We start from the raw sequence: 13183 nt of genomic DNA, 5'->3' as shown, positions 1-13183 counted from the left end.
CGTCATTCTGTGCGGTCAGGAAAGGAAGAAGGTGAAGTCGATGTCGACGTCCAGCGTATCGAGCTGGGCGCGGGAGACGCCTTCGAGCGTCAGCACCACGTCGTTGCCCGCCATCAACCGGGTGCCGCCGTCATAATCGACAAAAGAGTTCACCAGGTCGATCTCGCGTATCCACGGGTGGTAGCCGGAATAGAGACTGTATTCGAAGATCAGGTCGTCGCTGTTCGGCTCGAAGTCGAGCACCGTGGCGCCGCGCGTGCCGGGACGGAAGACGAAGTCGTCCGCGCCCGCGCCGCCCACCATCACGTCGGCGCCGCCACGGCCGGCGAGGAGATCGCCCTCGGATCCGCCGATCATCACCTCGGCGGCGGAGGTGCCGCGGGTGTTCTTGCCCACGTAGTCCACCGACAGCGATGTCGTCGCCCCGGTCAGGATCACGTCGAGCCCGGTGCCGGTCCAGTTGGTGCCGCCGTCGACGCCGCGGATCACCACGTTGTCGCGGCCCCAGTCCGGTCCGAGCTGGATGCTCGCTGTGCCCGCGCCTTCGAAGGTGGCACGCAGCGCCCGGCCGTCGCCCGAAACCGAAATCAGCTCGGCCCGGTCGGGCAGCGCCGACAGGCGGGTGACGTCGGCGACGGGTTCGCCCACCGCGATCTCGAAGGTGCCGCCGTCACGGTCGAGGAAGACCTTCTCGCCGTCCCAGGCATACCAATTGGCGACCGAGGAGACCTGCTCGCCCACGTTCAGGGCGAAGCGGCCCGTGGCCGGCCCGGCGGCGTCCACCGTCGCGGTGATGACGTCGCCCGCGCGGCTGACGGTGAGGGCACTGTCCTCGAACGTCGCGATCCGCTGCGCGAGGTCCTCGCCGGTGACGAACTCTGTGCCGGCGGCGTCGGCACGGGCGATGAACTCCTCGAACATGGCGTAGGTGTATTGCGAGGCCTGGTTGTCGAAGCTCCACTCGGTCGGTCCGTAGTCGTGCCACGGGAAGGCGACGATCGGCGTCTCGCCGTTGGTGACGATGTCGGTGAACTCGGCGTTCCAGATCGCCAGCGCCTCGGCTGGCGTGCGGTTCTGGAACTGGATCAGCGAGAAGTCGAAGGACATGTTCGGCGCGAGGTAGACCGAATCCTGCAGGTCCGGCGTCAGGTAGCCGAACGCACCGGGATAACCGGCGCCCTCGCCCGCGTATCCGCCCGACATGTAGTCGTAGAAGCGGATGATTTCGCGCGAGGTCGCGAGGCTCTCGGGCGCGCCCGGAACCGCGGCACCGGTTACGTCGATGCCGAGCTGCTGCTCGATCATCAGCTTCGAGGTCTCGAACTGGAAGCGGAACGAATTGGCCAGAAGCGCCTGTTCGACCACCGTCAGCTGCCACGGCAGCACCGAGCCCGCGGCGCCCGGCACCACCCGCGCGGCGAGGTCGAGGATCGCGGCGTTGTCCGGCATCAGCAGGTTGGTGTCGTCGGGGTGGGTGTAGCTGTGGCTGCCGATCTCGTTCCCCATGTCCAGCAGACGCTGGTAGTAGGGTCGCGAGATCGTCCAGTCGGTCTGCAGGTCCGGCGGGTTGGCCCCCACGTTCACGTAGTAGGACCCGACGAAGTCGTAGCGCGCCTTCCAGTCCTCGAGGATGGGAAGCAGAACGTCGTAGACGCCAGGGTTCTGGACCACCACGTCGTAGTATTCCTGCGACAGGTCCATGTCGTTGCGCGAGTAGAACAGCGACTCGTTGCGCGACAGGCTGAGGCCCACGTCGGCGGTGCCGGCGTCGTCCTTGGCCACCCAGTCGATGGCCTCGTGCAGGATGTTGGAATTGCCGATCACCGCGTCGGTCGCGAAATGCACGTTGCGGCCACCGTTGACCGTGGTGGCGATCGCGGCCTCCTCGGTAGTGGTCACGCCGTTCAGCGTCGCGCGCTGATCGAACAGGACCTCGCCCGAGCCGGTCACGTCGCGGAAATGCTGGTAGGCGGTCAGGGTCTCGTAGCTGTCGACGGTCGCTCCTGCGACGTAGTCGTCGAGGATCGGGTTGGCGCCGCCGCGCGCGATCACGTCGATGCCCTGCGTGGTGCCGAACCCGTCGAGCGTGACACCCAGCAGCGCCTGCATCCGGGCATAGGAATTGCCCGGGAGGGCCGCGCCGGTCTCGTCGTTGGTCATGAAGTTGCCGGCCGCGATCAGTCCGGTCCCGGCGCGTGCCGCGATGTCGAGCGCGCGGGCGATGGCGTCCACGTCGGCCGCCGGTACGTTGGCGAAGCCGGGAAAGACCAGCGCGTCGTACTGGGCGAGTTTCGCCGCGTCGGTCAGGTCCGCCTCTCCGAGCAGGTCGAACGGGATTCCCGCCTGCATGGCCTGGTTCTGCGCCGACATGACCAGCTGGCCGTAGTTCGTCAGGTTGAACCAGTTCTGCGCGGTGGTCTCGGAATAGACGATACCGACGCGCAGGTCCGGCGCGGTCGCCGGCAGCGCCGGGGTGCCCGCGATCAGGTTGCCGGTCGCGTAGTCGCCCGGCAGGAACGTCTGGTTATTGACGTCGGCAAAGACGCGCACCTCGTCGCCCAGCGCGGCCAGCCCGCGCGGCAGGGCGACCTCGATGGTGGTGCCGTCCGCGCTCGAGCGCGCATCCAGCGGCGCGACCAGCGTCTGGCCCGCGCCGCCCTGGTAAAGCGCGGCGCTGCCGTCGGCACCGATCTCGATATTGTATTCCGCACCCACGGTGGAGCCGAACACCTGGTAGCCGGTGGCCCGGTCGAGATCGGTGTCTAGCCAGATCGTCGTCGTCGCGCCGACACCGCCCGGCGCGCTGACCGCGAACACGCCACCCTCGGCGATCACGTCACCGTAGAGACGCGCGCCGTTCCCGGCGGTGAAGAGCAGTTCGTCCGCTCCGAAGTCGCCGATGGCGCCATCGATGGTGTAGGTCCCGAACGGCACCGGACCGGTCGGCTGCTCGGGCGCACTCACGGTGCCTGCGACGAGGTCGACGTTCGCGAAGTCGTTCGGCAGGAACACCTGGTTGTTGATGTCGGCATAAAACCGAACCGCGTCGCCGATCCCCGCCAGACCGGTGGGCACCGCGATCTCGGCCACGGTGCCGTCGGCGTTCATGCGCACGTCCAGATCGGCGACGAAGGTCTGCCCCGCCCCGCCGGTATAGAGCGCCGCGCTGCCGTCCGAGGCGATCTCGACGTTGTATTCGGCACCGCCGGTAAAGCCGAAGATCTGGAAGCCGGTGCCCCGGTCGAGATCGGTGTCGAGCCACACCGTGGTGCTGCCGCCGATGCGGACGGGCGCCTCGAGCGCGATGGCGAGGCTGCCGCCCGAGACCGTGCCGCGGATGGTCTCGCCGCCCGCCGCGGTGAACAACGGATCAGTCCCAGCCCAGTCACCGAGGTCGCCGTCGAGCGTGATTTCTCCCGCGGCGACCGGCGGCACCGGCGCAATGTCGGCCGGGCCGGCGATCAGCGAGATGTTGGAATAGTCGTTGGGCAGAAAGACCGTGTTGTTGACGTCCGCCAGGACCCGAAGCTGGGTACCGAAGGGCAGGACATCGCGCGGCAGCGCAATCTCGAGCGCGGTCTTGTCGGCGCTGCGGGCGACCTCGAGGTCGGCCACGAACGTCTGGCCCGGCCCCCCGGAATAGAGCGTGGCAGAGCCGTCCGCGCCGATTTCGACATTGTATTCGGCGCCGCCGGCGAAGCCCCAGATCCGGTAGCCCGTGGCGGGGTTCAGGTCGGTGTCGAGCCAGAAGGTCGTGGTCCCGCCCACGGGAAGGCTGCCCCCCACCGCGAGGATCGCGCCGGCGTCATCGGTCTCGCCCCAGAGGGCGAACTGACCGGGATCGGCAGACCGGAAAAGCGGCGACACGCCATCCCAGTCAGAGAGACTTCCGTCGACTGTCTTCGATCCGATCTGCGCCGGCATTGCGTTCACTCCACACCGAGAACCCGTCCGCCGCCACACGCAGGAAACGCGGAGCGACTGATGAGTATATCCGGCAGATGAACCGTGGCGCGCAATTGCTCAGAGGGCGCAATTCCGCCACAAACCCGCCATCAAAAGGCGCATTTGGGAGGAAGGCTTCATCCTTTGGAGTGAAGTTCTCAGCCTGTCGGAGGGGCTGGCCGAGCAAATGCGAGCCGCTCTTTTGCCTCATTCCCGGTCCGCCGCGCGGCGTGTCACCACTTTCCGGGCAGCGCCGGTGCGGCATGGTCTCGTGGCCGTCGGCAGGCAGGGCGAACACAGGCGGCGGAACGAAAAACGGGGCGCGCGGTGATGCCCGCACGCCCCGTTTTCGTTGGGTTCGCCATGACGGACCCGATCAGATCGACTCGTCGATCCAGCCCTTCAGTGCGGCCTTCGGCGCCGCACCGGCGCGGTTCGACACGACCTGACCATCCTTGAAGATGAACAGTGCCGGGATGCCGCGCACGCCCATGGCGGCCGCGGTGTCGGGGTTCTGATCCACGTCGACCTTCGCGACCTTGATCTTGCCGCCGTATTCCTCGGCGAGCTCTTCGAGCGCGGGGCCGATCTGCTTGCACGGGCCGCACCATTCGGCCCAGAAATCGACGACGACGGGAACGTCGGCGCCTTTCACCTCTTCATCGAAGGTGGCGTCGGTGACGGCTACGGTGGACATGTCGAAGCTCCTGATCGAGGGCGCGGGCCCGCGGCCCGCGTGGGATGTTCGTCGGATGGCGAAGCTATGGACGGCCCCGCGTCGCGTCAAGGAGGCGGCGTCCGTCCCAGCGCGGCCGCGACCCGGTCATGCGGCAGGGTCATGACACCCGGACGCGCGGTCCACAGAAGTGCCACGCGCACCTCCCGGTCGGGATAGATCGAGCGCAGCATCGCGTCGTAGGCCCCCATCTGCCGCAAAAGCCCCTCGGGCACAGCATCCGGATCTTCCGGCACCGTCCGGTTCGACTTGAAGTCCACGGCAGTCACGATGCCGTCACCGAGGATCAGCCGGTCCACCGTGCCGGTCAGCCGGCCCACCACCGGCACCTCGGCGGTCAGCGGCACCTCGACCAGCGCGTCGCCCCGGAACAGGGCCGCGCAGTCGGGATGGTCGATCACCGCCGCCGCCTCGGCGAGCAGGTCGGGCACATCGTCTCGGTCGGGCACGAGCCGAACGGCGTCGCGGGCCCAGCCGTCGCGTGGACGCAGTGGCAGCGCCTCGAGCAACCGATGCAGCGCGGTGCCGCGATCCTTGGCCTCGGTCGTGTCCTCACCGACGGCGCCGGGCAGGGCCTTGGCCCCGCCAAGGTCCGAGGGCGACCGCACCGCCACGGGCACCGCGGGCGCCGGCGGAGGCGCGCGGGGGGCCTCGGGCAGGACCGTCGGAACGTGGACCTTCGCGGGCTCGGACACGTGCTCAAGCCCCGACCAGTCGTCGCCCAGCCGGAGCCCCTCGCCCTGCCCGGCCTCCCCGAAATCGAAGACATGGGGCACGGCGTCGGTGCGTTCGAGCCCGGTTCGGACCTTGGTGTACCAGTCTTCGCCCGCGGACTTCAGATCGCCAGCCGCCGCCACGATCAGCCAGCGTTCGGCCCGCGTCATGGCGACGTAGAGCAGACGGTCACGCTCGGCGGCGTCGCGCGCCTTGTGCGCGTCCTCGGCGTCGGTCTGCACCGCGGGCTTGTCGCCGCTCATCTTCCACAGCGCGCGGTCACCGGCCCGTAGGAGGGGGTCGCGCACCCGCGACTGCGGCGGCCGGCAATCGGGCAGGATCACGATGGGCGCCTCGAGCCCCTTGGCGCCGTGCGCGGTCATCACCCGGATGCGCCCGCCCCCGGCATCGCCGCTGCGCTTGATCTCCAGTTCGCCGGTCTGCATCCACTGCAGAAACCCGGTCAGCGACGGCACGGAACCTTCTTCATAGACCAGCGCCTGCGACAGCAGCGCCTCGATCCCGTCCTCGGCCTCGGCCCCGAGCCGCCCGATCAGGCGGCGGCGGCCCTCGTGACGGGTCAGGATCCGCTCGATCAGCTCGAACGGCCGGAGGTAGTCTGTCTGCGCCCGCAGGTCCCGCAGCATCGCCACCGCGTGGGGATGGTCCGCCTCGGCATCGCGCAGGGCTTCCCACAGCCCGCCCTTGCGAGGGTGAGCGATGCGAAAGAGGTCGGCCTCGGACAACCCGAAGAGCGGAGAGCGCAAGGCAGCCGCCAGCGACAGTCCGTCCTCCTGCTGGGCGAGGAAGGACAGCGTCGCCACGAGGTCCTTCACCGCCAGTTCCGCCATGAGCTTGAGCCGGTCGGCCCCCGCCATCGGCAGACCACGCGCCTTGCAGGCGCGGATCACCTCGCGGAAGGTCTGCCCACGCCCCCGCACGAGGATCAGGATGTCGTCTGGCCGCACGGGACGGGCGACGAAGCTGCCGTCCTTCGCGCGTTCCGGCAGGGTTTCGGTGCCGATCATCCGCTCGATCGCCTCGGCCACCCGGGCGGCCAGGACCTTGTCGTGATGCGCCTCACCGATCCGGTCCACTGGTTCGAACCATGGCGACAGCTCGCCCGCCTCGGCCTTTGGCACCAGCGGCCAGAGGTCCACGCGGCCGGGCATCCGGTCATGGAACGCGATGTGGGTCTCGTCCGGAGAGAATCCGCTGTCTTCGCGCCCTTCGAATGTCGCGTCCACCGCCCGCAGGATCGGCGCGGCCGAGCGGAACGAATGCGCCAGCGTCATCCGGGCAAGCGGCGCGCCCAGCGCGTCGAGACGCTGGCCGAACTCCTCGCGCATCCGGTCGAACTCGGCGGGATCGGCACCCTGGAACGAGTAGATCGACTGCTTCTTGTCACCCACGACGAAGATCGTGCGCCGGGTCTCGTCCCGCGCACCCGAGCCGGCGGTGAACTCCTGCGCGAGCCGTTCGATCACCTTCCACTGCACCGGCGAGGTGTCCTGCGCCTCGTCCACGAGGATATGGTCGATGCCGCCGTCGAGCCGGTAGAGCACCCAGTCCGCCACGGCCTTCTCGGCCAGCAGGATGCGCGTCTTCTCGATCAGGTCGTCGAAATCGAGCCATCCGCGCGCCTCTTTGGCGGCGTCGTAGCGGGTCAGGAATGCCGCGGCGAAGCGGTGCAGGGCCACGTCGCGCTCGGCCCCGGCGAGGGAAAGCCGCAACGGCCGTGCGGCCTCGACCCGCCGCATCAGGTCGTCGACCCGGGGCAGGATGTCGTCGATCCCAGCCTTCTTCTGGAAGCTCTTCGTGGGCACGGCGCCGATCTTGGCGGTGAACGGCTCCTTCGCGCCCGAGCCGGTCAGAAAGACCTTTTCCAGCACAGGAAGCGCGTCCACGCCCGCGACCAGACCCGAAAGCTGCGCGGCCTGGGTGAGATCGGTCTTCTTGTCGCTGTGCCCCATGGCGGTGGCAAGCCGCGCCAGCAGCTCGGTCTCGCCGCCAAGGAATACCTCCGCGTGCAGGTCCTCGGCGTCGTAGCCGTCGGGCAGGTCGTAGGGCGCACGCACCTCGTGCGGCGGGCGCGGCGGCAGGAAGGCGTGACGTCGCCCGACGATGGCCTGCAGCAGGTCGTCGATGTCGTCGTCCCCGCCGGTGAAGTGCGAGGCCAGTCCCTCGACCAGCGGCGCCTCGGCGCCTTCGGCCATGTGGTCGAGGATCTCGGCGCGCAGCCGCGCGGCAGCGCGGTCCTCGACCTCGCGAAACTGCGGGCTGACCCCCGCCTCCAGCGGAAAGCGCCGCAGGATCGACGCGCAGAACGAGTGGATCGTCTGGATCCTCAGGCCGCCCGGCGTCTCGATCGCGCGGGCAAAGAGCGTTCGGGCCTTCTGCAGCGCCACGCGGTCGAGCGTGCCCTCGGCCCCCAGTTCGCGCAGCTCGGCGCGCAGGTCGTCCTCGGCCAGCATCGCCCAGGCCCCGAGCCGCCGGAACAGCCGGTTCTGCATCTCGTTCGCGGCGGCCTTGGTGTAGGTCAGGCACAGCACGTTCTCGGGCGCCACACCCTCCAGAAGCAGCCGCGCCACCCGGTCGGTCAGCACCCGCGTCTTGCCCGAGCCGGCATTGGCCGACAGCCACGTGGAGGAGCCGGGCGCGGCCGCGTCCACCTGTCTCTGGGTCGCCGCGTCCCTCATTCCACGCGCTCCGTTTCGGGTGTGTCGGTGACCTCCCATTCGCCGAGACGCGACAGGTGGTCGTAGTCGCCGCCGTGGCTGTCCTCTTCCATGGCGCGCCGGGCGGTGAAGCCGTGGTCCTCGGCGCGCATGGCGGCGATCAGCCGGGCGAACTCGTCCCAGATCTGCTCGGGCGAGACCTCGTCGAGGTCGAGCGCGGCCTCCCCGGCCTTGGAGCCCAGCCCGATATAGACCAGCCCCGCCACGTGGCGCGGCGCGAGATCGGGGAAGGCTCCGCGCATCAGCATCGCGGCCTCGAGCAGCAACTGCTTGTCGAAGTGCCTCTCCTGCTTCTGCGTCGGGGGCGCACCCGTCTTGTAGTCATAGACCCACGCCCCGCCCCGCTCGTCGATATCGATACGGTCGGCGGTACCGGTCAGGGTGAACGGCTGACCTTGCAGGTCCACGCGGCCCTTGACCTCCAGCCGGTCGGGATGCGGCTGCGCGCGGCGGCGGCGTTCGGCCTCGTCGGTCACGAAGCCCCGCGACACCCGCGCCAGCCGCGCGGCCCAGAGCCGCCGGATCGCCGGGAACGGCACCTCGGCCAGCCCCGCTTCGGCGGCCGCCATGAGACGTTCCGGCGTCAGCGCCTCAAGCGTGTCCACCGTCTCGGAGACGAACCGCTCGACCACGCCGTGCAGCGCGATCCCGCGCAGCAGCGCATCGGGCGGGCGTTGCAGCGGGTCGAGTGGGCGCAGCCGCAGGACCGACTGGGCGTAAATGGCATAAGGATCGCGCAGCAGCGTCTTGATCCGCGTGACGCTCAGCTTCTTCGGACGCGCGTCCACCGGCGGCACCGGCGACGGACGCGGCGCGGGACGGGTCGCGATCGGCTCTTCCAGCGCGCGGGCCATGTCGAGCCAGCGCGCGCCACGCGCCTGCATCGCCTCCAGCGCCTCGGGACCGCCCTGTGCGCCCAGACCCCGCATCAGGTTCGCGAGCCGGTTCACCCAGCGCGAGGGCACAGTCTCGGCTTCGTCGGCAGTCTGCGCGCGGGTCAGCCACGCCTCGGAGCCGGCCACCGCCTGCTGGAAGTCGTGCGCCGAGAGCCCGATCCGGCGCTCGGGCAGCAACAGGCCGGTATCGGCTCGCATACGGCGGTTCAGCCACGGGTCGGCGGCGGGAATTTCGGGCCAGCTGCCGTCGTTCAGTCCGCCGAGGATCATCAGATCGGCCCCCATCGCGCGGGCTTCGAGCGTGCCCCAGATGCGGATCAGCGGGTGCGCGTCCTCGGTGCGGCGCACTTCTGCGCGTTGCAGGATACCGGTGAACAGCTCGGAATAGGTGCGCGCATCCAGCGGTGCGCCCGCGTCGGCCTCGCGGGCCAGCGCATCGACCGCGGCGCGCAGCGTGCGGCCGGCCTCCTCGGCCCAGAGCTCAGACGGATCGTCGGCTGCGGTGCCGGCCACAACGGCTTCCGTGCGCGCGACGTGGTCGGCCACCCAGTCCTCGAGAGGGCGCAGGCCCGCGACGGGAGGCTGGCAGAACGTGTCCACGATCCAGCCGGCCCAGGCCTCGGCCCCCACCGCCACGCCCCAGGCGCGCAGCACCTCGGCATCGGGAAACGGATGCGGTCCCGGCGGAGCGCCCTCCGGCCGGCGCGTGCCGCGCAGGAACAGGTCCAGTTCCTGTCGCCAGAGACCGTGTCGCGCGGTGTCGTCGCCCCGGTGCGTCAGTGGATGGCGCAGCACCTCGATCAGCGCCTCGGCCGACAGCGGGATGGGGTAGAGCGCCGCGACATGCCGCAGCAGGCGCCCGGGCGGGCTCAGGTGGCCGGGCACGCCGGCGCTGTCATCCGGCACGATCTCCCACCGGTCGAGCGCGGCGGTCACCATGCGGCTGAGCTGCCGGTCCGGCGTCACGAGCGCGGCCCTCACGCCGTCCTCGGCCGCCTGCCGCAGACGCAGAGCGATGGCCATGGCCTCTTCGCGCCGGGTCGCGGCCTCGACGAGCGTCACGCGGTCGGTCGCCTCGGCCAACGGGCCAAGCGACGGGCCCTCTTCCAGCCACTGGTCGGTGACCGGCGCGGGCCGCAGTGCCAGAGACACCAGCCGGTTGCGCGCCGGGGCGGGCGGCGTGGCGTCGGTCCAGCGCATCACGTCCTGCGGCGCGGCGCCCAGCGCGTCGAGCAGGCGGGCAAAGCGGTATTGCGGATGATCCTCGCCGGGCTGCGTCCGGTCGGTGCGCCGCTCGGCGTCGAGCAGCTGGTCCCAGACGTGGCGCGGCATGTCGGTGTCGAAGCCCGGCAGCACCACTGCGCCTTGCGGCAGCCGCGCCACCGCAGCCATCAGCCGCAAGGTCGTTCCGCGCGAGCCGGTCGAGCCCGCGACCACGACCGGATGATCCGGCGGAGCGGCCTGCCACGCGGCGATCCGCGCGTCCACGATCCGGCGCTGCAGGCAAGCCGCGTCCGGGGCGCTGTCGGCGTCGAAGTAGCCTTGCACGATGGTCAGGAACCGCAAGGTGCGTGCCCAGTGGCCGGACATGTCACTGACATCGAGCCGCGAAAGCGCCTCGGGCGGCACGCCCTCGATCTGCATCTCGTCCATCAGCGCCGCGAGGCTGTCGGCCAGATCGAAAAGCGCGGCCTTGGGTGCGAGGTCGGGCTGCGCCTCAAGAAGACCCGACACCAGCCGCGTCAATTCCAGCCGTCTCCGGAGGGGCGACACCGGCGCCGGCAGGTCGGCCTCGGCCACTGGATCCACCGGCGCGTCGAGCAGCCGCATCCGCGGCAGGAACCCCGGCGGGCCCTCGGCGAAGGCTTCCTCGATCCGACGCCGCATCCGTCCGGTATTCACGATCAGCTCGACCCGCGCCATGGCCTCGGGCGGCTGGCCCTCCATCCGCGCGCGCAGCCCCGCGACGAGCTCGCGGGCAAAATCGATTCCGGGGGCGAGACCGAAGAGGCGCGGTCCGTGGTCGGTGGAAAACATCAGCGGCCCTCCAGAACAGCCTCGGCCAGCGCGATGCCTTCGGGATGGCCCACGTCGCACCAGCGGCCGGGATAATGCGCGCCGAAGAGACGACCCCTCGCCGCGATCCGGTCCCACACGGCGTTGAGCGAAAACACCCGGTCGGGAATGTCGGCCAGCGCCTCGGTCTTGAGGATCTGCACGCCGGGATAGACCCGCATCCCCTTGCGCGACAGTCGCCCGTCCGCCGCCATGGCGAAGTCGCCATCGCCCTTCCGGCCCACAGCATGGGACAGGGGCACGGTCAGAAGCAGTGCATCCATCCGGTCCGGCTGCCACGCGTCGGCCAGCACGTCGAACGGGTTCGGTCCGTCCCACACGTTGTCGGCGTTCGAGGTGAAGACCGTTCCGCCGCCCAGCAGCGGCAGTGCCGCCCGAAGACCGCCCCCGGTGTCGAGAATATCGGGCATCTCGACCGAGACGGCGACCTCGCTGCCCGCCAGATGCGCCTCGATCTGTTCGGCGCGGTAATGGGCGTTCACCACGATACGCGTCATGCCGTGATCCCGCGCGAGGTCGAGCGTGCGGTCCAGCAGCGCGCGGCCGCCGACCTCGATCAGGGGTTTGGGCCGCGTTGCGGTCAGCGCGCCCATGCGCGTGCCGAACCCCGCGGCAAAGATCATCACTGCGTCAGGCATGGGGCCTTCAATCGGGACAGGAGGGCAGTCGTCGGGTCCGGCAGCACGGCCAACGGCGCGCGCAGCGGCGCGCAGGCCGGATGGGCGAGGTTGGTCTGCAGATGGGCCCAGACGCGCGGGATCAGGTCGATGTAATGCGGCTTGGCCCGTGTCGCGGCAAGGCGCGCGAAGACTCCGAGGATCCGCAAATTTCGCTGTGCGCCCAGCGCGGCATAAGCGGCTGCGAAACGGTCGGGATCGTGATCGCTTCCGTCGAGAAAGCGGTCCATCGCGGCGTCGGCCGCCGCTGCTCCCACGTCCCGGCGCGCATCCTGCAGCAGGGAGACGAGGTCGTAGGCCGGGTGTCCAGCCATCGCGTCCTGGAAATCCAGCAGGCCAGCGCGAGCGGCGCCTTCGCGGTCGGGCAGCCAGATCAGGTTCTCGGCGTGGTAGTCACGCAGGATCGTCACACCGGTCTCCGGCGCATGGGCCGCGAGTACGGTCGCGAACACCGCGCGGGCCGAGGCCTTCGCGGCCGGGTCGGGCGCGGCACCGGCGCGGACGAGATACCAGTCGAAGGCAAGGTCCGTCATGTCGGCAAGGCGCTCCGGCGTCGCTTGCTCCAGTTCCGGAAGCGGGCCATGCCGATGCAGGGTCGACAGCACGTCCGCTGCGGTTTCATAGAGCGTGACCTCGAGGGCCGGATCGGCCTCGGCCAGCGGCGCGAAAACCGCGTCGCCGAGATCCTCCAGCAGCATCAGGCCCGCATCGGTGTCCACGGCCCAGACCTCGGGCGCCGAAAGGCCCATGCCGCGCAGTGCCGCGCCGACCGCGTCGAACCGCGCAACGCTGCCGCCAGGATCCACCATGAGAATGGCGCGCGCGCCATCTTCGCGCATCAGGCGCGTGTAACGGCGGGCCGAGGCATCACCGGCCAACGCGGTGCGGCGGGCGTCAGCCCAGCCGGCGCGGGACAGGAAAGGCTCTAGCGTGTCCATGCGGTGATCCGGTCGTTCCATGTGTCAGCGCTCCACCGGACCGTGAGAGTGCGCGCGTCGTCCTCGGTCGGCGCGAATGCCAGGTCGAGCGCGCCTTTGGGCATCATGTCGCCCAGCCGGTCCGGCCATTCCACCAGGCAGATCGCGTCCTCGAAAGCGGCGTCCAGGCCCAGCTCGATCACCTCGTCGGGTCCGCTCAGGCGATAGAGGTCGGCATGCCAGATCTCGGTATCGCCGGCATCGTAGACCTGCACGAGGGTGAAGGTGGGCGACGGCACGTCCTCGGGCACCGGCAGGCGCGACTGGATCAGGGCGCGGGCGAAATGCGTCTTGCCGGCCCCGAGACCGCCGGTCAGCAGCACCGTATCGCCAGGGCGCAACACCGCACCAAGCCGCCGCGCGCAGTCGGCAGTGGCGTCAGGGTCCGGCAGGGTCAGGGTGAAGTCGCGGGCGGGCATGGGCC

General features: G+C 70.1%; 7 protein-coding genes. All 7 read right to left on the bottom strand.

Annotated features, from left to right (window positions below):
* Positions 1-15 precede the first annotated feature (15 nt).
* Positions 16-3924 (bottom strand): hypothetical protein, encoded by a 3909-nt coding sequence (locus BMX29_RS13195; RefSeq protein WP_092813541.1) that lies wholly within the window; start codon positions 3922-3924, stop codon positions 16-18.
* Between the two features lie 397 nt (positions 3925-4321).
* Positions 4322-4642: a thioredoxin gene (gene trxA / locus BMX29_RS13190; protein WP_043844226.1), complete on the bottom strand. Its 321-nt coding sequence runs from the start codon at positions 4640-4642 to the stop codon at positions 4322-4324.
* Between the two features lie 86 nt (positions 4643-4728).
* Positions 4729-8094 carry a double-strand break repair helicase AddA gene (addA, locus tag BMX29_RS13185; protein ID WP_092813538.1) on the bottom strand — a complete coding sequence of 1122 codons (3366 nt, stop codon included), beginning with the start codon at positions 8092-8094 and terminating at the stop codon, positions 4729-4731.
* On the bottom strand, positions 8091-11066 hold the full coding sequence (gene addB / locus BMX29_RS13180) for a double-strand break repair protein AddB (protein WP_092813536.1): 2976 nt from the start codon (positions 11064-11066) through the stop codon (positions 8091-8093). The genes addA and addB overlap by 4 nt, the downstream gene beginning before the upstream one ends.
* Complete coding sequence (locus BMX29_RS13175) at positions 11066-11743, bottom strand: nucleotidyltransferase family protein (protein ID WP_092813533.1); 678 nt, start codon at positions 11741-11743, stop codon at positions 11066-11068. The genes addB and BMX29_RS13175 overlap by 1 nt, the downstream gene beginning before the upstream one ends.
* The gene (locus BMX29_RS13170; RefSeq protein ID WP_244889234.1) at positions 11728-12741 is read right to left on the bottom strand and encodes an aminoglycoside phosphotransferase family protein; all 1014 of its coding nucleotides are present in this window, start codon (positions 12739-12741) and stop codon (positions 11728-11730) included. The genes BMX29_RS13175 and BMX29_RS13170 overlap by 16 nt, the downstream gene beginning before the upstream one ends.
* The gene (gene tsaE / locus BMX29_RS13165; protein WP_092813527.1) at positions 12708-13178 is read right to left on the bottom strand and encodes a tRNA (adenosine(37)-N6)-threonylcarbamoyltransferase complex ATPase subunit type 1 TsaE; all 471 of its coding nucleotides are present in this window, start codon (positions 13176-13178) and stop codon (positions 12708-12710) included. Before tsaE ends, BMX29_RS13170 begins: the two co-directional genes overlap by 34 nt.
* Between the last annotated feature and the right edge of the window lie 5 nt (positions 13179-13183).

This window comes from Roseivivax marinus, from assembly GCF_900109705.1.
In the GTDB taxonomy this organism is placed as follows: domain Bacteria; phylum Pseudomonadota; class Alphaproteobacteria; order Rhodobacterales; family Rhodobacteraceae; genus Roseivivax; species Roseivivax marinus.
This window is presented reverse-complemented; position numbering and strand designations above follow the sequence as displayed.

What these genes read in the sequence shown, in the direction of transcription:
- tsaE (WP_092813527.1), bottom strand. Translation starts at nt 13,178, where the DNA reads ATGCCCGCCCGCGACTTCACCCTGACCCTGCCGGACCCTGACGCCACT.
- BMX29_RS13195 (WP_092813541.1), bottom strand. Translation starts at nt 3,924, where the DNA reads ATGCCGGCGCAGATCGGATCGAAGACAGTCGACGGAAGTCTCTCTGAC.
- BMX29_RS13175 (WP_092813533.1), bottom strand. Translation starts at nt 11,743, where the DNA reads ATGCCTGACGCAGTGATGATCTTTGCCGCGGGGTTCGGCACGCGCATG.
- BMX29_RS13170 (WP_244889234.1), bottom strand. Translation starts at nt 12,741, where the DNA reads ATGGAACGACCGGATCACCGCATGGACACGCTAGAGCCTTTCCTGTCC.
- trxA (WP_043844226.1), bottom strand. Translation starts at nt 4,642, where the DNA reads ATGTCCACCGTAGCCGTCACCGACGCCACCTTCGATGAAGAGGTGAAA.
- addB (WP_092813536.1), bottom strand. Translation starts at nt 11,066, where the DNA reads ATGTTTTCCACCGACCACGGACCGCGCCTCTTCGGTCTCGCCCCCGGA.
- addA (WP_092813538.1), bottom strand. Translation starts at nt 8,094, where the DNA reads ATGAGGGACGCGGCGACCCAGAGACAGGTGGACGCGGCCGCGCCCGGC.